Below are 21,899 nucleotides of genomic sequence, written 5' to 3' on the forward strand. Positions count from 1 at the left end.
ATATTCCGGTCAGGGCCTCCTGTTGCCTGAAGAAGGGGAAATCATGACGACATTAACCTGTTTCAAAGCCTACGACATTCGCGGCAGGCTGGGCGAAGAGTTGAATGAAGAGATTGCGTGGCGAATTGGTCGCGCTTGTGGTGAATTTTTGCAACCAAAAACCATGGTGCTGGGCGGTGATGTCCGCCTGACCAGCGACACATTGAAGATGGCGCTGGCAAAAGGGCTGCAGGATGCGGGCGTAGACGTGCTGGACATCGGCATGTCGGGCACCGAAGAAATTTACTTCGCCACCTTCCACCTCGGCCTGGACGGCGGGATTGAAGTCACCGCCAGCCATAATCCGCTGGATTACAACGGCATGAAGCTGGTTCGTGAGGGCGCACGGCCCATTAGCGGTGATAGCGGTCTGCGCGAGATCCAACGCCTGGCGGAAGCCAACGACTTCCCACCTGTGGATGCGTCCCGACGTGGTCGTTACACCGTAATCAATCCGCGTGCGGCCTACATTGACCATCTGCTCAGCTACATCGACACCAAAAACCTTAAGCCGATGAAGCTGGTGCTGAACGCCGGTAACGGCGCGGCGGGCCCGGTGCTGGACGCCATTGCAGCCCGTTTCAAGACGCTTGGTGCCCCGGTTGAATTGATAACGATCCACAACACGCCTGACGGCACCTTCCCGAACGGTATTCCCAACCCGCTGCTGCCGGAATGCCGGGCAGATACCCGTAACGCGGTGATTGAACACAGTGCGGATATGGGAATTGCCTTTGACGGTGATTTTGACCGCTGCTTTCTGTTCGATGAGAACGGCCAGTTTATTGAGGGCTACTACATTGTCGGCCTGCTGGCGGAGGCGTTTCTGGAGAAGCATCCGGGGTCGAAAATCATCCATGACCCGCGGCTGTCGTGGAACACGGTCGATGTGGTGACGGCGGCGGGCGGTAAGCCGGTGATGTCGAAAACCGGGCATGCCTTCATTAAAGAACGAATGCGGCATGAAGATGCCATTTACGGCGGTGAGATGAGCGCTCATCACTATTTTCGTGATTTTGCCTACTGCGACAGCGGAATGATCCCGTGGCTGCTGGTGGCCGAACTGCTGTGCCTGAAGGGACAGACGTTGGGCGAACTGGTTCGCGACCGCATGGCGGCGTATCCGGCGAGCGGGGAAATCAATAGCACCCTGGCAGAACCGAAGGTGGCGATTGACCGGGTTGAGCAGCATTTCTCCGGCGAGGCGCTGGCGGTGGACAGAACCGATGGCATCAGCATGTCGTTTGTCGACTGGCGCTTCAATTTACGTTCCTCCAATACCGAACCGGTGGTGCGCCTGAACGTGGAATCGCGCGGAGACATTCCGTTGATGGAAGCGCGAACGCGCACTCTTCTGGCGTTGCTGAATCAGTAATGCCGGTGCTTCCCTTGCCCGACAGTGGGCAAGGGGTGACTAACAGGAACTACGATGACACATCTAAAAAAGCGCCAACGCGCGAAAACCAATGCGTCGTTAATCTCAATGGTGCAACGCTTTTCAGATATCACCATCATGTTTGGCGGGCTGTGGCTGGTCTGTGAACTGAGCGGCTTGCCCTTCCTGTACATGCACCTGCTGGTGGCGCTGGTAACGCTGGTAGTTTTTCAGATGCTGGGGGGGATCACCGATTTTTACCGTTCCTGGCGTGGCGTCAAAATTTCTACCGAGCTGGTGCTGCTGCTGCAAAACTGGACGCTGAGCCTGATCTTCAGCGCAGGATTAATTGCTTTTAACAACGACTTTGATAACCGACTCGCCGTCTGGCTGGCGTGGTATTTGCTGTCCAGCGTCGGTCTGCTGCTGTGTCGGGCGTTTATTCGCTACGGTGCGGGATGGCTACGCAATCGTGGATATAACACCCGTCGGGTGGCGGTAGCGGGCGATCTCCCCGCCGGACAGCTGCTGCTGGACAGCTTTCGCCATGAACCGTGGCTGGGCTTTGAAGTGGCGGGCGTCTATCACGATCCCGCCCCAGGCAAAAACTCCCGCGACTGGGCCGGAAATCTGCAACAGCTGGTGGATGACGCTAAAGCTGCCCGCATTCACAACGTCTATATTGCCATGTCGATGAACGACGGCACCAGTGTGAAAAAACTGGTACGCGACCTGGCCGACACCACCTGTTCGGTGATCCTGATCCCTGACGTCTTTACTTTTAACATCCTGCATTCACGCATTGAAGAGATGAACGGCGTGCCGGTGGTGCCGCTGTATGACACGCCGCTGTCGGGCATTAATCGCCTGCTGAAACGCGCGGAAGATATTGTGCTGGCCTCGCTGATCCTGCTACTGATTTCTCCGGTGCTGTGCGGCATTGCGCTGACGGTGAAGCTCACCTCAAAAGGACCGGTTATTTTCCGCCAGACCCGCTATGGCATGGACGGCAAGCCGATCAAAGTGTGGAAGTTTCGTTCGATGAAGGTGATGGAAAACGACGCGGTAGTTACCCAGGCAACGCAAAACGATCCGCGTGTTACTCCTGTGGGCAACTTCCTGCGCCGCACCTCGCTGGATGAGCTGCCGCAGTTTATTAACGTGCTGACCGGTGGCATGTCGATTGTCGGGCCGCGCCCGCACGCGGTGGCGCACAACGAGCAATACCGCACGCTTATCGAAGGCTACATGCTGCGCCACAAGGTGAAACCGGGCATTACCGGCTGGGCGCAAATCAACGGCTGGCGCGGGGAAACCGACACGCTGGAGAAAATGGAAAAACGGGTGGAATTTGACCTCGAATATATTCGCGAATGGAGCGTGTGGTTCGATATCAAGATTGTTTTTCTGACGGTGTTTAAGGGTTTTGTTAACAAAGCGGCGTATTAAACATGAGTCTACGAGAAAAAACCCTTAACGGTGCCAAGTGGTCGGCGATTGCCACGGTTTTCATCATTGGCCTTGGGCTGATTCAGATGACCGTGCTGGCGCGCATCATTGACGCTCATCAGTTTGGTCTGCTGACCGTGTCGCTAGTGATTATCGCGCTGGCCGATACGCTCTCCGACTTCGGCATTGCCAACTCCATTATCCAGCGTAAAGAGATCGGCTATCTCGAACTTACCACCCTGTACTGGCTGAACGTCGGCCTGGGGATGGTGGTGTGCCTGGCGATGTTCCTGCTCAGTGAGTCGATTGCCGATGTCCTGAATAACCCCGACCTGGCACCGCTGATTAAAACGCTGTCGCTGGCGTTTGTGCTGATCCCGCACGGGCAGCAATTTCGTGCGCTGATGCAAAAGGACATGGCGTTCAACAAAATTGGCCTGATTGAAACCAGCGCGGTGCTGGCCGGGTTTACCTTTACCGTGGTTAGCGCCCATTTCTGGCCTCTGGCGATGACCGCCATTCTGGGGTATTTGGTGAACTGTGCGCTGCGTACGCTGCTGTTTGGCTATTTTGGTCGCCAGATTTACCGCCCCGGGCTGCATTTTTCGCTCGCATCGGTGACGTCGAACCTGCGCTTTGGCGCCTGGCTGACGGCGGACAGCATCATCAATTATATCAACACCAATCTTTCCACGCTGGTATTGGCCCGAACGCTGGGCGCAGGCGTGGCGGGCGGGTTTAATCTGGCCTGGAATGTGGCAGTGGTCCCGCCCATCAAGTTGAACCCGATTATCACCCGCGTGCTGTTTCCGGCGTTTGCCAAAATTCAGGACGACAGCGAAAAACTGCGGGTGAACTTCTACAAGCTCCTGTCGGTGGTTGGCATTATCAACTTCCCGGCGCTGCTGGGCCTGATGGTCGTGGCGAACAATCTGGTGCCGCTGGTGTTCGGTGAGAAATGGCGCGCCATCGTCCCCATCCTGCAATTGCTGTGCGTCGTTGGGCTGCTGCGTTCTGTCGGTAATCCGATAGGTTCGCTGCTGATGGCAAAAGCCCGCGTTGATATCAGCTTCAAATTCAATGTCTTCAAAACCTGTCTGTTTATTCCGGCCATTCTCGTTGGCGGACATCTGGCAGGCGCGATGGGCGTGACGCTGGGCTTTTTGTTGGTGCAAGTGGTCAACACCATTCTCAGCTACTTCGTGATGATTAAACCGGTGCTGGGTGCCAGTTACCGGCAGTACATGCTCAGCCTGTGGCTGCCGTTTTATCTCTCCTTACCGACGCTGATTGTCAGCTACCTGCTGGGTATTGTGCTGCAAGGCCAACTGGCGTTAAGCCTGCTGCTGGGTCTGCAGATAGCAGCGGGTGTACTGGCATTTGTGGTGACGATTGTGCTGTCGCGCCACCCGCTGGTGGTGGAGGTCAAACGCCCGTTTTGCCGCAGTGAGAAAATGAAAACCTTGCTCCGCGCAGGTTGAATTGGGTTTGTTGTAGGCCAGATAAGGCGACAGCCGCCAATGATTGAAAGAGGTCATGATGAAAGTATTAATTCTCGGCAACCATACCTGCGGAAACCGTGGCGATAGCGCCATTCTGCGAGGTTTGCTGGATGCCATTAACACGCTGCAACCGCAGACGGAAGTGGATGTAATGAGCCGTTATCCGGTGAGCTCTTCCTGGCTACTCAACCGCCCGGTGATGGGCGATCCGCTGTACTCTCAGATGAAGCAGCACAATAATGCCGCCGGCGTCGTGGGGCGGGTGAAGAAAGTCCTGCGTCGGCGTTATCAGCATCAGATTTTGCTCTCGCGTGTGACCGATTCTGGCAACCTGCGCAATATCGCTATTGCTCAGGGGTTTACCGATTTTGTCCGTCTGCTGTCGCGCTATGACGCCATCATCCAGGTGGGCGGATCGTTTTTTGTCGATTTGTACGGCGTGCCGCAGTTTGAACATGCCTTGTGTACTTTTATGGCGAAAAAGCCGCTGTATCTGATCGGTCACAGCGTCGGCCCATTCCAGGATGCGCAGTTTAACCAACTGGCGAATTACGTCTTTGGCCACTGTAATGCCCTGATTCTGCGCGAGTCCGTCAGTCTGGAACTGATGAAACGTAGCGAAATCACTACCAGGAAAGTGGAGCACGGCGTCGATACCGCCTGGCTGGTTGATAATCATCAGGACGATTTTGAACCTAGCTATGCCGTCCGGCACTGGCTACACACGGTGTCACAGCAAAAAACTGTCGCCATCACCCTGCGGGAGCTGGCGCCGTTTGATAAACGTCTGGGGACCACGCAGCAGGACTATGAGCAGGCGTTTGCCGGGGTGGTGAACCGGATCCTCGACGAAGGTTACCAGGTGATAGCGCTGTCAACCTGTACCGGCATCGACAGTTACAACAAAGATGACCGCATGGTGGCGCTGAACCTGCGCCAGCACGTTAACGATCCGGCCCGGTATCACGTGGTGATGGACGAACTGAACGACCTCGAAATGGGGAAAATTCTCGGCGCGTGCGAGTTAACCGTAGGCACCCGTCTGCACTCCGCCATTATTTCAATGAACTTTGACACTCCGGCGATTGCCATCAACTACGAGCATAAATCAGCGGGGATTATGCAACAGCTGGGGCTGCCGGAAATGGCGATTGATATCAGCCATCTGTTGGACGGCAGTCTGCAAACGCAGGTGGCCGACGTGCTCGGGCAGTTGCCTGCACTCAGTATACGGCTGAAAGAGGCTGTGCAGCGTGAGCGCGAACACGGCATGCGCATGGTGCAATCGGTACTGGCGCGTATTGAGGAGCAAAAATGAAGGTTGGCTTTTTCCTGCTTAAATTCCCGCTCTCATCCGAGACTTTTGTGCTGAATCAGATAACTGCGTTTATCGACATGGGTTACGACGTCGAAATTGTGGCGTTGCACAAGGGCGATCTTGAGAACACACATGCCGCCTATGAGGCCTATCGACTGGCAGACAAAACGCACTGGCTGCTCGACGAGCCGCAAGGCAAGCGGGCCAAGCTGCAATACCGGGGTATGGCGGCGTTGCAGGGCATCACCCGTGCAGCGACCTGGAAAGCGCTGAATATCTCTCGCTATGGCATTGAGGCGCGCAACCTGATTCTGGCGGCCATTTGCGGGTTAACCCGTACAACGTTTCATGCCGACGTGTTTATTGCCCACTTTGGACCAGCTGGCGTGACGGCAGCGAAGTTGCGTGAACTGGGTGTGATAAGCAGCAAAATCGCCACGGTGTTTCATGGTATCGATATTTCACACCGGGAGGTGCTCGCCCGCTATACCCCGGAGTATCAAACGCTGTTTCAGCGCGGTGATCTGATGCTGCCCATCAGCCATCTGTGGGCCGGACGGTTAAAAAATATGGGCTGCCCACCGGAAAAGATTGCCGTATCGCGTATGGGTATTGATATGACACGTTTTACCCCCCGCGAGATGAAAACGCCTGGCGAAACGCTGGAAATTCTCTCGGTTGCGCGACTTACCGAGAAAAAAGGGCTGCATGTGGCTATCGAAGCCTGTCGTCAGCTAAAAGCGCAGGGCGTGGCGTTTCGGTATCGCATTCTGGGGATTGGTCCTTGGGAGCGGAGACTGCGCACGCTGATTGAGCAGTATCAACTCGATGATGTGATTGAGATGTCCGGCTTTAAGCCCAGTCATCAGGTGAAAGCGATGTTAGAACAGGCGGATGTGTTTCTGTTGCCTTCCATCACCGGGACGGATGGCGACATGGAGGGGATCCCGGTGGCATTGATGGAAGCGATGGCGGTGGGGATCCCGGTAGTTTCTACCGTGCACAGCGGTATTCCTGAGTTGGTGGAGTCCGGTAAATCCGGCTGGCTGGCGCCTGAAAACGATGCGCAGGCGCTAGCCAAAAGGCTGGCGGCGTTCAGCCAACTTGATGGTGAAGGACTCAGGCCGATTGTGCTGCAAGCACGTGAAAAAATCGCTGCGGAATTCAATCAATCCGTCATCAATAAGCAGTTAGTCAGCCTGCTGCACGCGCTGTAAACCGAGGTTGTATGCCAGAGAAAAAACTCTCCCGACGTACTTTTATTACGGTAGGCTCTGCGCTTGTCGTACTCCATTCTCCCGCTGTAAGGGCGCTGGAAGCCGCGCGCAGCGTCAATATTCAGGATTATAACCCAAATGATTGGGTGGCCTCTTTCCGCCAGGCCTTTGCTGAAGGGCAAACCGTCGTGGTCCCTGCGGGTGTGGTCTGTGAAAACATCAATACCGGCGTATTTATCCCACCGGGCAAAACGTTACACGTATCTGGACATGTGAGCGGCAAGGGGCGCGGCCGGTTTGTCCTGCAGGATGGGGGGCAGGTAACAGGGGAGGGCAGTGGGAGTTTGCACAATATTACCCTCGACGTGCGGGGGTCAGACTGCGTCATCAAAGGGATTGCCATGAGCGGCTTCGGCCCGGTGACGCAAATTTACATCGGCGGCAAGACCCCGCGGCAGATGCGGAATCTGATTATTGACGATATCACCGTCAGCCACGCGAACTATGGCATCCTGCGCCAGGGATTCCATAACCAGATGGACGGTGTACGGATCACTAACAGCCGATTTAGTGATTTGCAGGGCGATGCCATTGAGTGGAATGTGGCGATAAACGACCGCGACATACTGATCTCGGATCATGTCATTGAGCGTATTAACTGCACCAATGGTAACGTGAACTGGGGCATTGGAATCGGGCTGGCGGGCAGTACTTATGACAATAACTACCCGGATGCGCAGGCGGTGAAAAACTTTGTGGTGGCGAATATCACCGGCTCTGATTGTCGCCAATTGGTCCATGTTGAGAACGGCAAACACTTTATCATTCGTAACGTTAAGGCTCGCAATATCACCCCGGATTTCAGCAAGAAAGCGGGAATTGATAATGCCACGATTGCTATTTATGGCTGTGACAATTTCATGATTGATAATATCAATATGAAACAGAGTGCAGGCATGTTAATTGGTTACGGCGTCATCAAAGGACGTTATTTATCTATTCCGCAAAACTTTAAGCTGAATAATATTCATCTGGATAACAGTGCGCTCGATTCTACATTACGCGGCATTCAAATATCATCAGGAAATGCAACGTCGTTTGTCGCCATCACCAATGTGGAGATGACGCAGGCGACACTGGAACTGCACAATCAGCCGCAACATCTTTTTTTGCGCAATATCAAGGTGATGCAAAATTCCGCCGTTGGACCTGCGCTGAAAATGCACTTTGATCTACGCAAGGATGTGCGCGGCAAGTTTATGGCTAAACAGGACACGCTACTGTCGCTGGCCAACGTCCATGCAGTGAACGAAGCCGGGCAAAGCTCGGCTGATATCGACAGGGTGAATCATAAGGTGGTAAATGTCGAGGCGGTGAATTTTCGACTGCCGGGGCAGGAGGGAATAAGGAAAACCCCCACCATAATCTTACTGGATATCATTCGTTAAAAGATTATAATCAGCAGATTACTGTTAAAGCTGGGGCTGGGCAGCGTAGACTACTCAGGGAAGATGCTCATCTTTATCATATGTTTCTTTTGCTACGAACAGACTAAGTGATTTATGAACGATAAAGTTTTGCTCATCGGTGCTTCCGGATTCGTCGGTACCCGACTCCTTGAAACAACTGTTGCTGATTTTGATATCAAAAATCTGGATAAACAGCAGAGCCATTTTTATCCGCACATCACACAAATTGGTGATGTTCGCGATCAACAAGCTCTGGACCAGGCGCTGTTTGGCTATGACACCGTTGTTTTGCTAGCTGCTGAGCACCGTGATGATGTTAGCCCCACTTCTCTTTACTATGACGTTAATGTTCAGGGTACTCGCAACGTTTTAGCTGCAATGGAGAAAAATGGTGTCAACAACATCATTTTCACCAGTTCTGTAGCCGTCTATGGCTTGAACAAAACCAACCCCGATGAAAAACATCCGCACGACCCATTCAATCACTACGGCAAAAGCAAGTGGCAAGCAGAAGAAGTTCTTCGTGAATGGCATGAAAAAGCGCCAGAGGAACGCTCGCTAACGATTATCCGCCCGACCGTTATCTTTGGCGAACGCAATCGTGGCAACGTTTATAATCTACTGAAGCAGATTGCTGGCGGTAAGTTTATGATGGTTGGAGCTGGTACGAATTATAAATCAATGGCTTATGTGGGTAATATTGTTGAGTTTATCAAGTATAAACTGAAGAATGTGACAGCTGGTTACGAGGTTTATAATTACGTGGATAAACCCGATCTCAATATGAATCAACTGGTTACCGAAGTTGAACAGAGCTTAAGTAAAAAAATTCCCTCAGCACACTTACCTTACGCTTTAGGAATGTTAGGCGGTTATTGCTTTGATATTTTGGGCAAAGTGACGGGTAAAAAATATGCAGTTAGCTCTGTGCGCGTGAAGAAGTTCTGTGCCACAACACAGTTTGATGCAACTAAGGTCCATTCATCAGGTTTTGTTGCTCCTCACACATTGTCTCAGGGACTGGATCGCACTTTAAAATACGAATTTCTGCATGATAAGAAAGATGACATTACGTTTGTCTCTGAGTGATATTTGTTGCCAGGAGCCTTAGCTATGATGTTTCGGAAACTGTGCCAAAAATTGCAACAATCATGAGTTTCCGAGAAATCTGAGTTAACCCGGGCATGGATGAAGTGTAGTGTTTGCAGACAGTTTATCTCAACGTCATGAGTTGTGTTGAGCAGAGAGTCAGCGATGCTGGCTAACATGCGGCTAAAGTCTATACTTTATCAGCCGTTCAGAGGTAGGAGAGAGAATGACAAATTTGAAAGCAGTTATCCCGGTAGCGGGCCTTGGGATGCATATGTTGCCGGCCACAAAGGCAATCCCTAAGGAGATGTTGCCGATCGTTGACAAGCCAATGATTCAATACATTGTCGACGAGGTTGTAGCTGCTGGGATCAAAGAAATCGTTCTGGTAACTCATGCTTCCAAAAATGCCGTGGAGAACCACTTCGATACCTCTTATGAGCTGGAGTCACTTCTCGAGCAACGCGTAAAGCGCCAGTTGTTAGCTGAAGTACAGTCTATCTGTCCTCCAGGCGTAACGATCATGAACGTGCGTCAGGCGCAATTGCTGGGCCTGGGTCATTCAATTCTTTGCGCTCGCCCGATTGTTGGAGACAACCCATTTGTCGTGGTATTACCAGACGTCGTTCTGGATACCGCGAGTGCTGATCCGCTACGCTACAACTTGGCTGCGATGGTGGCGCGTTTTAATGAAACCGGGCGCAGCCAGGTGTTAGCTAAGCGCATGGAAGGCGATCTTTCCGAGTACTCGGTTATTCAAACCAAAGAAGTGTTAGATAACGAAGGTAAAGTTAGCCGCATCGTTGAGTTCATTGAAAAACCCGATCAACCACAAACGCTCGATTCCGATCTGATGGCGGTAGGTCGCTATGTACTGTCTGCTGATATTTGGGCTGAACTCGAAAAAACAGCACCGGGAGCATGGGGGCGTATCCAGCTCACTGATGCTATTGCAGAACTGGCGAAAAAACAGTCTGTTGACGCCATGCTTATGACCGGTGATAGCTACGATTGTGGTAAGAAAATGGGTTATATGCAGGCGTTTGTGAAGTACGGGCTGCGCAACCTGAAGGAAGGGGCGAAGTTCCGCAAGGGTATTGAGAAGTTGCTTAATGAGTAAGGTATAGTCAACTTTTTGTAGATAGGTAATAAAGTAATAACGGCAGTGGGCATTTTTTGCACTTAGGTATGTGTTCAGAATGTTCCTGTCTTTTTTTCATAAATTCAGTAATAACAACGAGTTGGTAAATCAATTTTAGTCATGCTTTTTGTATTTATCCTTGTTTCTGACAGCATTTGGTAAGACAATTAGCGTTTGAGTTTAAGAGAGTTCAGCCCGAGTAGCGAGCTCATGCACATCTTTAAAACGCACGCAGTGCACTGGTAGCTGTTAAGCCAGGGGCGGTAGCGTGCTGTTCTATCTAACAAAAGATGATTTTGGGTTGATTTATATCTTATTTTCTCAAATCATCATCAACAAAATGGATAAACTACTTCATGTCTAGATTTATTCTGATTGAAATGGTTTAAGTAATAACAAATAATCAACCAGGGCTAAAAAATGGATAATATCCTTCAGCTAATTGGACGCAATAAGACATTGTTTGGTGATGATGTTTCTGCAAAAGAAAAGGAATTAAAGGAAATTGTCTCTTCATCACGATTTCTTGTATTAGGCGGCGCTGGTTCAATTGGACAGGCTGTAACAAAAGAAATTTTTAAGCGTAATCCGCAAAAACTTCACGTTGTTGATATTAGTGAAAATAACATGGTGGAGCTGGTTCGTGATATCCGTAGCTCTTTCGGTTATATCGATGGCGACTTCCGGACTTTCGCGCTTGATATTGGTTCTGTTGAATATGATGCCTTTATAAAGGCTGACGGTAAGTATGATTACGTGTTAAATCTTTCAGCCCTCAAGCATGTTCGTAGCGAGAAAGATCCGTTTACGCTTATGCGCATGATTGAAGTGAATATTCTCAATACAGATAAAACAATTGAACAGTCTATTGCCTCCGGAGTGAAAAAATTCTTCTGTGTGTCAACGGATAAAGCTGCCAATCCGGTAAATATGATGGGAGCATCCAAACGCATCATGGAAATGTTCCTGATGCGTAAGAGTAAAGAGATCAATATCTCAACGGCGCGCTTCGCAAATGTCGCGTTTTCAGATGGTTCTCTTCTGCACGGATTTAACCAGCGTCTCCAAAAGCAACAACCGCTGGTGGCGCCTAGTGACATCAAACGCTATTTTGTCACGCCGCAAGAATCGGGTGAGCTATGTCTGATGTCGTGCATCTTTGGCGATAATCGTGACATTTTTTTCCCGAAATTGAGTGAAGCTCTTCATCTTATCTCGTTTGCTGATATTGCTGTTCTCTATCTCAATCAACGTGGATTTGAGCCGCATTTGTGCGAAACGGAAGACGAAGCACGTGAACTGGCTAAAACGTTACCTGCTCAGGGCAAATGGCCTTGCTTGTTTACTTCCAGTGACACTACGGGTGAAAAAGATTTTGAAGAGTTTTTCACTGATAAAGAAACCCTTGATATGGAGCGCTTCATTAATCTCGGAATTATCAAGAATGAAGCTCTTTATGATCCGGTGCTTTTAGCGAATTTTGAAGAGAAAATTCAGGCAATGAAAACATCGCTTGAATGGTCTAAAGAAGATATTGTTAAGCTGTTTTTTGAAATGATCCCAGACTTTGGGCATAAAGAAACCGGTAAATATCTCGACAGTAAAATGTAAGCAAGGCTTCCTGGTATGAATATAAATTCAATTATCGAGTTTGTTCGCGACGTATACAAAACGAATGCGTTTATTCCTTTGCATGCGCCAGTTTTTGATGGCAATGAAAAAAAATATGTATTGGATACACTTGAAAGCACATTTGTTTCAAGCGTAGGCAAATATGTCGATGACTTTGAGCGCAAGATGGAGGCTTATACCGGAACGGCGAGAGCTGTTGCGACGGTAAATGGTACTGCGGCATTAAGTGCTGCGCTGTATCTGGCCGGGGTGAAGCGCGGCGACTTAGTGGTTACTCAGGCGCTGACTTTTGTTGCAACCTGTAATGCACTTTATCATCTTGGGGCAGAGCCCGTATTTACAGACGTCTCATCCGTTAGCCTGGGTCTTTGCCCTATTGCGCTCGATAACTGGCTCACTGAAAACACAGAGTTGACTGAACGGGGATGTCAGCATCGTACAACACGTCAGGTCGTTCGTGCTGTGGTTCCGATGCACACCTTTGGTCATCCGGTTCAAATGGATGAGCTGATTGCGGTCTGTAAGAAGTGGCATATTGTTCTGGTCGAAGATGCCGCTGAAAGTCTGGGGTCTTTTTATAAGGGCCACCACACTGGTACGCTTGGTGAGTATGGCGCTCTGAGCTTTAATGGCAATAAGATAATCACCACTGGCGGTGGCGGAATGGTCTTCTGTCGTTCATCTGAGGCTGGTGTGCGTGCGAAGCATGTCACCACAACTGCTAAGGTTCCGCATCCGTATGAGTTTTACCACGATGAACCCGGCTTTAACTACCGTATGCCTAACCTGAATGCCGCATTGGGCTGCGGGCAAATGGAACGTCTGGATGTGTTTTTAAAGCAAAAACGCATGCTTGCCCAACGCTATGAAAATTTATTTAAAGGTTCAGAATTTAAATTCGTCAAAGAACCTGAATATGCGCAGTCTAATTATTGGCTGAATGCAGTAATGTGCGAAAACCTGGATTCTCGCGATGCCATTCTTGCGCAAATGAACGAAGCGAAAGTCATGGTTCGCCCAATATGGAAACTGATGCATCGCCTACCGATGTTTGAGCACGCAATGCGCGATGATCTTAAAAACTCTGCGCAAATTGAGGCACGCTTAGTCAACTTGCCTAGCTCTCCGGTGGAATAAACGCGATGACAGCAACTACACGCAAGGTCGCAGTTTTTACCGGAACCCGAGCAGAATATGGATTACTTTATTGGTTAATGAAGGACATTCAGAGCGATGAGGAGCTGCAACTGCAATTGCTTGTCAGTGGTATGCACCTTTCCCCTGAATTTGGCAATACGTGGCAACAGATCGAACAGGATGGTTTTTCAATTGATGAAAAAATTGAGATTTTGCTGTCCTCTGATTCTCCAGTCGGTATAGCAAAAAGTATGGGGTTGGGGGTTCTGGGGTTTGCTGATGCATTATCCCGGCTGAAACCTGATGTTTTAGTCATTCTTGGCGATCGTTTCGAAGCTCTTGCGGCGGCGCAAACCGCAATGATTCTCCGTATTCCTGTCTTCCATCTACATGGCGGTGAAATTACTGAAGGCGCCTACGATGATGCTATTAGACACGCTATCACCAAATTGAGTTATTTACACGGCACCTCCACGGAAGAATATAAAAAACGTGTCGTTCAGTTGGGTGAAAATCCTGCTCGTGTTGCTAATGTGGGCGCTATTGGGTTAGATCATCTGAAGCGCGGCAAGTTTATGACGGTTGAAGAGCTATCAACATCATTAAATTTTTCGTTAAAAAAACCGTATGTAGTTGTCACATATCATCCGGTTACTTTAGGATATGAGCCTGCTGAGGCGAGCTTTACAGCATTGCTGGACGCGCTTGATAAATTTCCCGAGCTTCAGGTCATTCTGACCTATCCGAATGCGGATGATGGCGGTAGAAAAATTATTCCTTTACTTGAAGCCTATGCTGCTAAATCACCTGAACGTGTGAAAGCTATCCCATCACTTGGACAGGTGCGTTATCTCAGTGCGGTTAAATATGCTTCAGCTGTAGTTGGAAATTCTTCCAGTGGCATAATTGAGGTACCTGCTTTCGACGTTCCTACGGTAAATATTGGCGTACGCCAAAAAGGGCGTATTGCCGCGCAAAGCGTACTCAACTGTGATGCTACAACGGAATCTATCACTGCTACACTAACGTGTGCGATTTCGCGAAGTTACATAAGGGAAGGTGAACAAATATCTAACCCTTATGGGCAAGGGAATACGAGTGCTAAGATCATTGAGATGATCAAATCCATGAATTTTGTACCGAGCAAGACATTCTACGACATCAAGTGAAACTATATGACGCTTATTATTGCTGAGGCCGGTGTTAACCACAACGGCGACGAAAGACTGGCTTTTAAACTTGTTGATGCTGCTCATAAAGCAGGTGCGAATATCGTCAAGTTTCAAACGTTCAAGGCGAAAAATCTGGTAACAGCCGAAGCGGTACAGGCGGACTATCAGGTTGCGAATACTAAAAAGCAAGAATCACAGTTAGAAATGTTAAGTCGGCTGGAGCTTTCATGGGAAGCTCACCACAAACTAGTTAGTTATTGTAATAATCTTGGTATAGAATTCCTTTCTACCGCCTTTGATTCCGAGAGCCTAGATTTTCTTGTTAATGAGCTTGGCATCAAAAGGTTGAAGTTACCTTCAGGTGAATTAACTAACGCGCCTTTGGTACTTGAGCATGCGCGCACAGGTTGCGACATTATTGTCTCCACGGGAATGGCGACATTGGCTGATATTGAGGCCGCGTTGGGCGTTATTGCTTTCGGATATACAGCACCTGAAGAGGCAGTGCCGAGTATTGAAGCTTTTCAGTGTGCGTACTCGTCAGCGGTTGGTCAGAAAGCGCTTAAGGAAAAGGTTATCGTTCTTCATTGCACTACGGAATATCCGGCGCCAATGGAAGAGATTAATCTACGTGCTATGGATACGTTGCATCAGGCGTTTGGATTGCCTGTAGGGTATTCCGACCACAGTGAAGGGATAATGATTCCTGTGGCTGCTGTTGCACGTGGTGCGATTGTGATCGAAAAACACTTTACTCTTGATAAAAACATGGAAGGGCCTGATCACAAAGCATCGCTGGAACCTGTTGAACTGGAGGCAATGATTATCGCTATCCGTCAGATTGAAAAAGCACTGGGATATAGCATTAAAGCGCCAACAGTGTCAGAAATCAAGAACAAGAGCGTTGCGCGAAAAAGCCTGGTTGCTGCAAAAGCTATTATGGCGGGGGAAAGTTTCACATCCGATAATCTTGCAATAAAGCGCCCAGGTACAGGTATGTCTCCTTATTTGTATTGGGATCTAATAAATAAAGTTTCCGGGAGTGATTATTTACCAGGGGAGCTAATTGGTGAATGATAATGTTCAGGAAAAACCACTTGTTATTATTGGTGGTGGTGGACACGCAAGCGTAATCGTTGATATTCTGAAAAAACAGAAACGAGAAATTATTGCTATTATTAGTCCTGATGATATCACTCAACGAAAGATATATTCAGGAATTGATGTTTATTCGAATGACAATGAAATCTCTCGTTTCCAACCAAAGGATATTCGCATAATTAATGGAATTGGTGCCTTACCGGGCTCGGAAATTAGATATAAAGTTAATTTGCGTTTTGAAAAAATGGGCTATAGTTTTGAAACAATTATAGCTGATAACGCGTATGTATCACCCTTTGCCTTTTTAGGAGAAGGGGTGCAGATATTTCCTGGTGCCATAATTCAACCCGGTTCACATATTGGTGCTCATACTGTTATTAACACCCGTGCAGTCATTGAGCATGATGTGTCTCTCGGTACATATAACGTCATCTCTCCAGGGGCTATAATATGTGGACAGTGCAAAACTGAAGAGCATGTATTCATTGGCGCAGGTGCAACTGTTATTCAGAATATTGAAATCGGATCAAGAGCCACGATCATGGCGAACGCATTGGTAGCAAAAAACATACGATCACAACAGAAAGTTTATGCACCGCATGCCACAGTCAGATAATGTTTCAGAAGGTATAAAATGACTCAGCAATGGAAAAATGTATTAGTCTCACCAGATAGTTCGATACTTGAAGCACTCGAAATTATTAATAAAGAAGCATTGAGAGTTGCGCTGGTAGTTAATGAGGATAACACGTTATTAGGTGTCATTACTGATGGAGATATTCGTAGAGGGCTTTTGAAAAACCTGCCGCTGACTGCAGAAGTACAGCAGATTATGAATAAAAAACCCGTAACAGCAAGCCCGGTTCTTTCCAAAAAAGAGCTGAATAATCTGATGTCATTGTACGGGATACTGTCTATACCATTAGTTGATAACGGCGTCATTGTGGGGCTGGAGACTATTGCAAGTGTTGGCACAACGGCAAAATATGATAATCCTGTTTTTATTATGGCCGGAGGGTTTGGTACTCGTTTGAGACCACTCACTGATAATTGCCCTAAACCAATGCTTAAAGTAGGTGATAAACCTATTTTAGAGACAGTAGTAAGAAGCTTTGTTAAATCAGGGTTTACTAATTTATATATATCAACTCATTTTCTACCAGAGGTGATTCATCAGCATTTCGGTGATGGTGATGCGTTTGATGCAAAAATCACCTATATACATGAAGAAACTCCCTTAGGTACGGGAGGAGCGCTGGGATTACTTCCTGACTCCTTATCAGACTCTTTGCCACTAATTATGATCAATGGTGATGTGCTTACCAATATTGATTTTGAACGTTTATTATCATTTCACAATAATAACAATGCTGATGCGACAATCTGTGTAAGAGAATATGATTACCAGATCCCATATGGCGTTATAACAGGTAATGGTAACAAAATAGTCAGCATGGTTGAAAAACCAGTACATCATTTCTTTGTTAATGCAGGAATCTATGTTGTTTCTCCTGACATTTTCAAATCAGTACCTAAAAATTATCGCATTGATATGCCGACGTTACTCGAGCAATTTATGAGTAAGAATAAAGATGTACTAATGTTTCCGATTCATGAGTATTGGCTTGATATTGGGCGAATGGATGATTTTAACCGCGCGCAGGCCGATATTCATTCTTTAGGACTGGATTAAAATGAAAAAGGTCGCTGTCATAGGCTTGGGAAATATTGCAACAAGGCATCGTCGTAATCTTAAAAAACTTTTTCCAGGTATTATTGTTTATTCTGTGTCTTCAAGTGGGCGAGTGCTATCCGAGTTAGTGAATGACTGTGATGGTTACCTGAAAAATGTTGATGCTGTTATACAAGAACAAGTCGATTTGGTAATTGTTGCATCACCAGCAACTTACCATCTGCGACATAGTCAAAAAATTTTGGCTGCAGGAATTCCTACCTTTATTGAAAAACCTGTTACCGCTTCTTTCGATGACGCTAAGAAGTTAAAAGAAATAGCAGAAAGACACGCAACTCCAGTGGCTGTAGGATATTGCTTACGCTATTTGCCATCTGCAAAAATAATTAAAAAATTAATTGATACGCAATTTGTTGGCAGTATTTACAATGTCAATATTGAAATCGGCCAATATCTGCCGGACTGGAGACCTTCAAAATCATATCGTGAAAGCGTATCAGCGAGTAAATTTTTGGGGGGGGGAGTGCTGCTCGAATTAAGCCATGAACTGGATTATGCGCAATGGATGTTTGGTGAACTGAAACTTGTGAATTCGGTACTGAGGACTTCGTCAGAGCTTGAAATGGATGTTGAATCTTTAGCCGATGTTATGCTGATAAATTCAGTTGGTGCAATTATTAATATCCATCTTGATTTTCTTCAAAAGAAACCATGGCGACAATGTCATATTATTGGCAGTAAAGGACGGATTGTCTGGGATCTCATACGCAACGAAGTTATTTATCATACTGGGCAGGGTACCGATATTATCTTTAGCGATCCTGACTGGGATAAAAATGGCATGTATACAGATATGTTGCTCGACTTCATAGCAGAAATATCCGGGAGTGAAAATGATTCTGTGACATTGGAGTCATCAACGAATATTGTTGGCTTAATTGAAAAGATAAAAGAAAAAAGTCAATACATTGGAGACGTTAAATGAAAGTAAATGCTTTTATATTTGCACGTGGCGGGTCAAAGGGATTACCTGGGAAAAATATTAAACTCCTGGCAGGCAAACCTCTCCTGCAATACTCGATTGAGACGGCTAAACAGAGTCCTTCAATTTCCTCTGTATATGTTTCAACCGACGATGATGATATCGCTCTCGTAGCAGAAAATTGTGGTGCTATTGTTATTCGTAGACCGGTGGAGCTTGCCGGGGATACCACTCCGGAATGGCTGGCATGGCGTCATGCAATTGAGTGGGTTCAGAAGGAATTGGGTGATTTTGATGGCTTTGTAAGCCTGCCGGCTACGAGTCCTTTGCGAAGTGTCGATGATGTCGAATGTGCTATTGTTAAAAGAGAAGAGTCTGGCGCAGACATATGCATCTCAGTCACTCCGGCGAGCAGAAACCCTTATTTTAACATGGTGAAATTTGACGAAAGTGGCTATGTGAAGCTTGTCAACGAACCTGTTGGGCAGGTGGTCAGACGGCAGGATGCACCAGACGTATTTGATATTACTACAGTCGTGTATGCGACTACTCCACAGTTCGTTCTGAATAGCTATGGATTATTTTCAGGCAAAGTTGCAAGCATTGTTGTGCCTAAAGAACGTGCCGTCGACATAGATGATATTTTTGATTTTCACATGGCGGAAATTTTACTTAAGGAATTCAATCGTGACTAATATACTTAAAGGAAAAAAAATCCTTATTGCTGGGGCTGGTGGATTGCTAGGGACTCAGCTAGTTAAAAAAATCATTGATGAAGGTGGTTATGTTATTGCTGGTGATTATGACCTAGTGTCAACTCAGAATAAATTAAATGAACTGAATATCACAGCTGGATATGAATTGTATCAGCTTGATGTAACAAGCCTTGAATCTGTTCAGAAAATACTAGCCATTACACCTGACCTGGATGGTGCTGTTAATACTACTTATCCGCGTAATAAAACTTACGGCGCTCATTTTTACGATGTAACGTTGGAAAGTTTCAACGAGAATCTTTCGTTACATCTTGGTAGTTCATTTCTTTTCTCACAGCAGTGTGCTGCATATTTCCAAAAAAATCAGCATTCATTTTCACTTGTAAATATTTCTTCTATTTATGGTGTTGTGGCACCAAAGTTCGAAATATACGAAAATACCAAAATGACAATGCCTGTTGAGTATGCAGCAATAAAATCTGCAATATTGCATTTGAATAAATACATTGTTGCTTATGTCAGTGATAGCCGCTTTAAGATTAATTCGGTGAGTCCTGGTGGTATTTTCGATCATCAACCTGACTCATTCCTGGAAGCGTACAAAAAAGAAACTAATGGTACGGGGATGCTTGATGTTACAGAAATACTTGGTAGCATTGTTTTTTTACTTTCAAATGAATCAAAGTATGTGACAGGGCAAAATATTATTATCGATGATGGGTTCACATTATGATCTCAATTGCTAGAAAAATAAAATTTTGGCTAACTTGTAATCGATTAGGACCCGATATACCACTTACGCATTTTTTATTATATTCAACTCGTTTAGGTAATATTATTTGTAAGAGGAAATTCAAAAAATTTGGTGATAATTCTTTTTTTAGACCATTTGCATATGCTGTTGAGACACGGAAAATATCTATCGGTAATAACGTTGTAATTAGGCCGGGGACAATGCTCTATGCATCTCCCCATGGAGAAGAAAATGATGTCCATATTATTATTGAAGATGATGTTCTGATTGGTTCGTCTGTGCATATTTATGTCTCCAATCATATTTTTTCAGACACATTGTTGCCTATATCAAAGCAAGGACATTCAGACGTGAAATCTGTTATTTTAAAGAAAGGTTGTTGGGTTGGCGCAAATGTAACTATTTTACCTGGTGTTGTGGTAGGTGAAAACTCGGTTGTTGGGGCAAATAGTATTGTCACTAAAAATATACCGCCCTTTACAGTAGTTGCGGGTAATCCAGCTAGATTTATAAAGAAAGTAAATGAGTGAATATAAAAAAATCATTCAATATTTAGCGTTTGATCTTACAAATAAAATTTTGCCATTTGTAATTCCATATTTCATCGCTTCATATTTGAGTCCTGAAGAATTAGGGTTTTACACAACTAAACAATTATTATTTTTATTATTTTTTAATGTTATTAGCATGGGGGGAGGGGCGAAGATATTAGTTTCAATATCAAAAGAAAATGGTGAGGAAAAAGATATTTCATCAAGTTTGTTAAAAATATTTACTTTTAATATGATTGTTGTTCTTTTTTTATATATAGTGCTTCCTTTTTTTGATGTTAATAAAGATTTTATTATCGATTATATTCCGCTGGTAATATGTTCCTTTTTTTATTCTGTTATACAAATACAGCTATCGATATACAGAGGGTATAATAAAATAAAAGCCTACGGATCATTAAATTTAAGTCTTTCAGTTTGTGTTTGCATTGTGATATTTAGTTATGTTCTTTATTTTCGAACTCAGCTTGGCTTGTGGTATTGTTTAATTATACCATATGGTCTTTTTTCTTTTAAATTTTTTAAAGATCATTTAGCTGTACGGGCATCAACTTCTGCAATATTACATGAGACATTTAGATTTTGTTTTTATCAACTTCCTCACGTACTAAGTTCATGGTGTCGTTTAGGTATTGATAGATTATTTTTGGCTAATCTTTTTACTATGTCACTGGTAGGATACTATTCGATGATGCTCCAGTTTGGCTTGATTGTCAGTGCAGTACTTCAGTCATTAAATAATTATTATTCTCCCTATCTATTTAAGATTCTGTCAGAAAAACAAAATCAGAAAAAAACATCTCTACTTGCTGAAAATAAGAAAGCCGTTCATTCTTCGCTTATATTCTTTGTTGCATCGTTCTGTATAGTCATAATAATAGATTTTTTTGCATATATAGTTGTGCATTATTTCTTACCAACCGAGTACTCATCGTATTATTATCTGGTTCCGGTGGTGACTTTTGCTTATGGCTTACAAGGCTGTTATTTTTCCGTGGTTAATTATATTTATTTTTGGGAGAAGACACAGTATCTTAATATCCCGTCGATATTGTCGTGTTTATTTCAGATAGTAATTGGTTATTTTCTTATCTCAAAATTTTCTTTATTGGGGGCATCGTTAAGTCTAGTGTTTTCGTGGGGGGTTCAGTTGCTATTTACATTGGGGGTCTTGTTCTATGTTAAAACAAAAACATGAAAATGAATTTCATTTTGCTTTAGTTGAATCTGTACTGCAACTAAAAACTTTAGACGCCTATGTTGAAAATAATGAAAACAAAGTTCATTTAATCATTCGATTGAATGGTGAACGAAAAAATGAGCAGGAGATACTTAATTTTATCAAGTTAAGAGATGAGAGATATTCTTCTGTTCAAATTTTGAATATTCAGAGAAAAAATAAAATTCATCTCCTTTTAAACATCTTTAAATTAAAAATTCTACTTTTAGGTAAAAAAAAAATAACGCTGATTGTTGGTGATCCCCACGCTAGATGGATGAATATAATATCATCCTTTAAAAACATTCAGAATGTAACGTATTTAGAAGATGGAATGTCTACG

General features: G+C 45.8%; 20 protein-coding genes. All 20 read left to right on the plus strand.

Annotated features, from left to right (window positions below; translation table 11 throughout):
- Positions 1-43: 43 nt before the first annotated feature.
- Positions 44-1,414, plus strand: coding sequence for a colanic acid biosynthesis phosphomannomutase CpsG (gene cpsG, locus IMQ48_RS22840; protein ID WP_196210787.1), 1,371 nt, complete (start codon positions 44-46; stop codon positions 1,412-1,414).
- Positions 1,415-1,468: 54 nt separating this feature from the next.
- Positions 1,469-2,863 carry an undecaprenyl-phosphate glucose phosphotransferase gene (gene wcaJ, locus IMQ48_RS22845; RefSeq protein WP_196210788.1) on the plus strand — a complete coding sequence of 465 codons (1,395 nt, stop codon included), beginning with the start codon at positions 1,469-1,471 and terminating at the stop codon, positions 2,861-2,863.
- 2 nt (positions 2,864-2,865) lie between these two features.
- On the plus strand, positions 2,866-4,344 hold the full coding sequence (wzxC, locus tag IMQ48_RS22850) for a colanic acid undecaprenyl disphosphate flippase WzxC (protein WP_196210789.1): 1,479 nt from the start codon (positions 2,866-2,868) through the stop codon (positions 4,342-4,344).
- 58 nt (positions 4,345-4,402) lie between these two features.
- A complete protein-coding gene (gene wcaK / locus IMQ48_RS22855; RefSeq protein WP_196210807.1) occupies positions 4,403-5,683 on the plus strand; it encodes a colanic acid biosynthesis pyruvyl transferase WcaK in 1,281 nt (426 codons plus the stop codon).
- A complete protein-coding gene (wcaL, locus tag IMQ48_RS22860) occupies positions 5,680-6,900 on the plus strand; it encodes a colanic acid biosynthesis glycosyltransferase WcaL (protein WP_196210790.1) in 1,221 nt (406 codons plus the stop codon). Before wcaK ends, wcaL begins: the two co-directional genes overlap by 4 nt.
- An 11-nt stretch (positions 6,901-6,911) precedes the next feature.
- Positions 6,912-8,348 carry a colanic acid biosynthesis protein WcaM gene (gene wcaM, locus IMQ48_RS22865; protein WP_196210791.1) on the plus strand — a complete coding sequence of 479 codons (1,437 nt, stop codon included), beginning with the start codon at positions 6,912-6,914 and terminating at the stop codon, positions 8,346-8,348.
- 114 nt (positions 8,349-8,462) lie between these two features.
- Positions 8,463-9,458: an SDR family oxidoreductase gene (locus IMQ48_RS22870; protein ID WP_196210792.1), complete on the plus strand. Its 996-nt coding sequence runs from the start codon at positions 8,463-8,465 to the stop codon at positions 9,456-9,458.
- A 226-nt stretch (positions 9,459-9,684) separates the two neighbouring features.
- A complete protein-coding gene (gene galF, locus IMQ48_RS22875; protein ID WP_196210793.1) occupies positions 9,685-10,578 on the plus strand; it encodes a GalU regulator GalF in 894 nt (297 codons plus the stop codon).
- A 441-nt stretch (positions 10,579-11,019) separates the two neighbouring features.
- Positions 11,020-12,210, plus strand: coding sequence for a UDP-N-acetylglucosamine 4,6-dehydratase (locus IMQ48_RS22880; RefSeq protein ID WP_196210794.1), 1,191 nt, complete (start codon positions 11,020-11,022; stop codon positions 12,208-12,210).
- Positions 12,211-12,225: 15 nt separating this feature from the next.
- Complete coding sequence (locus IMQ48_RS22885) at positions 12,226-13,368, plus strand: LegC family aminotransferase (protein WP_196210795.1); 1,143 nt, start codon at positions 12,226-12,228, stop codon at positions 13,366-13,368.
- A 5-nt stretch (positions 13,369-13,373) separates the two neighbouring features.
- On the plus strand, positions 13,374-14,537 hold the full coding sequence (gene neuC, locus IMQ48_RS22890; protein ID WP_196210796.1) for a UDP-N-acetylglucosamine 2-epimerase: 1,164 nt from the start codon (positions 13,374-13,376) through the stop codon (positions 14,535-14,537).
- 6 nt (positions 14,538-14,543) lie between these two features.
- Entirely contained in the window at positions 14,544-15,617 is a 1,074-nt protein-coding gene (neuB, locus tag IMQ48_RS22895) for an N-acetylneuraminate synthase (RefSeq protein ID WP_196210797.1), read from the plus strand.
- The gene (locus IMQ48_RS22900; protein ID WP_196210798.1) at positions 15,610-16,257 is read left to right on the plus strand and encodes an acetyltransferase; all 648 of its coding nucleotides are present in this window, start codon (positions 15,610-15,612) and stop codon (positions 16,255-16,257) included. Before neuB ends, IMQ48_RS22900 begins: the two co-directional genes overlap by 8 nt.
- 18 nt (positions 16,258-16,275) lie before the next feature.
- The gene (locus IMQ48_RS22905; protein ID WP_196210799.1) at positions 16,276-17,334 is read left to right on the plus strand and encodes a nucleotidyltransferase family protein; all 1,059 of its coding nucleotides are present in this window, start codon (positions 16,276-16,278) and stop codon (positions 17,332-17,334) included.
- A gap of 1 nt (position 17,335) precedes the next feature.
- On the plus strand, positions 17,336-18,319 hold the full coding sequence (locus tag IMQ48_RS22910) for a Gfo/Idh/MocA family protein (protein ID WP_196210800.1): 984 nt from the start codon (positions 17,336-17,338) through the stop codon (positions 18,317-18,319).
- Complete coding sequence (locus IMQ48_RS22915; RefSeq protein WP_196210801.1) at positions 18,316-19,011, plus strand: cytidylyltransferase domain-containing protein; 696 nt, start codon at positions 18,316-18,318, stop codon at positions 19,009-19,011. Before IMQ48_RS22910 ends, IMQ48_RS22915 begins: the two co-directional genes overlap by 4 nt.
- Positions 19,004-19,765, plus strand: coding sequence for an oxidoreductase (locus IMQ48_RS22920; RefSeq protein WP_196210802.1), 762 nt, complete (start codon positions 19,004-19,006; stop codon positions 19,763-19,765). The genes IMQ48_RS22915 and IMQ48_RS22920 overlap by 8 nt, the downstream gene beginning before the upstream one ends.
- On the plus strand, positions 19,762-20,316 hold the full coding sequence (locus IMQ48_RS22925; protein WP_196210803.1) for a DapH/DapD/GlmU-related protein: 555 nt from the start codon (positions 19,762-19,764) through the stop codon (positions 20,314-20,316). Before IMQ48_RS22920 ends, IMQ48_RS22925 begins: the two co-directional genes overlap by 4 nt.
- Positions 20,309-21,535 (plus strand): lipopolysaccharide biosynthesis protein, encoded by a 1,227-nt coding sequence (locus tag IMQ48_RS22930; protein ID WP_196210804.1) that lies wholly within the window; start codon positions 20,309-20,311, stop codon positions 21,533-21,535. The genes IMQ48_RS22925 and IMQ48_RS22930 overlap by 8 nt, the downstream gene beginning before the upstream one ends.
- Positions 21,516-21,899: hypothetical protein (locus IMQ48_RS22935; protein WP_196210805.1), on the plus strand; the 384-nt coding region annotated here is incomplete at its 3' end. The genes IMQ48_RS22930 and IMQ48_RS22935, both read left to right, overlap by 20 nt.

The organism is Citrobacter sp. Res13-Sevr-PEB04-36 (assembly GCF_015672735.1).
Taxonomy (GTDB): domain Bacteria; phylum Pseudomonadota; class Gammaproteobacteria; order Enterobacterales; family Enterobacteriaceae; genus Citrobacter.

Bases quoted from the DNA above. Each gene is read 5' to 3' on its own strand.
- IMQ48_RS22880 (WP_196210794.1), top strand. From the start codon at position 11,020: ATGGATAATATCCTTCAGCTAATTGGACGCAATAAGACATTGTTTGGT.
- wzxC (WP_196210789.1), top strand. From the start codon at position 2,866: ATGAGTCTACGAGAAAAAACCCTTAACGGTGCCAAGTGGTCGGCGATT.
- cpsG (WP_196210787.1), top strand. From the start codon at position 44: ATGACGACATTAACCTGTTTCAAAGCCTACGACATTCGCGGCAGGCTG.
- wcaM (WP_196210791.1), top strand. From the start codon at position 6,912: ATGCCAGAGAAAAAACTCTCCCGACGTACTTTTATTACGGTAGGCTCT.
- IMQ48_RS22930 (WP_196210804.1), top strand. From the start codon at position 20,309: ATGAGTGAATATAAAAAAATCATTCAATATTTAGCGTTTGATCTTACA.
- neuB (WP_196210797.1), top strand. From the start codon at position 14,544: ATGACGCTTATTATTGCTGAGGCCGGTGTTAACCACAACGGCGACGAA.
- IMQ48_RS22870 (WP_196210792.1), top strand. From the start codon at position 8,463: ATGAACGATAAAGTTTTGCTCATCGGTGCTTCCGGATTCGTCGGTACC.
- IMQ48_RS22885 (WP_196210795.1), top strand. From the start codon at position 12,226: ATGAATATAAATTCAATTATCGAGTTTGTTCGCGACGTATACAAAACG.
- wcaK (WP_196210807.1), top strand. From the start codon at position 4,403: ATGAAAGTATTAATTCTCGGCAACCATACCTGCGGAAACCGTGGCGAT.
- galF (WP_196210793.1), top strand. From the start codon at position 9,685: ATGACAAATTTGAAAGCAGTTATCCCGGTAGCGGGCCTTGGGATGCAT.
- wcaJ (WP_196210788.1), top strand. From the start codon at position 1,469: ATGACACATCTAAAAAAGCGCCAACGCGCGAAAACCAATGCGTCGTTA.
- IMQ48_RS22905 (WP_196210799.1), top strand. From the start codon at position 16,276: ATGACTCAGCAATGGAAAAATGTATTAGTCTCACCAGATAGTTCGATA.
- IMQ48_RS22915 (WP_196210801.1), top strand. From the start codon at position 18,316: ATGAAAGTAAATGCTTTTATATTTGCACGTGGCGGGTCAAAGGGATTA.
- IMQ48_RS22910 (WP_196210800.1), top strand. From the start codon at position 17,336: ATGAAAAAGGTCGCTGTCATAGGCTTGGGAAATATTGCAACAAGGCAT.
- IMQ48_RS22925 (WP_196210803.1), top strand. From the start codon at position 19,762: ATGATCTCAATTGCTAGAAAAATAAAATTTTGGCTAACTTGTAATCGA.
- neuC (WP_196210796.1), top strand. From the start codon at position 13,374: ATGACAGCAACTACACGCAAGGTCGCAGTTTTTACCGGAACCCGAGCA.
- wcaL (WP_196210790.1), top strand. From the start codon at position 5,680: ATGAAGGTTGGCTTTTTCCTGCTTAAATTCCCGCTCTCATCCGAGACT.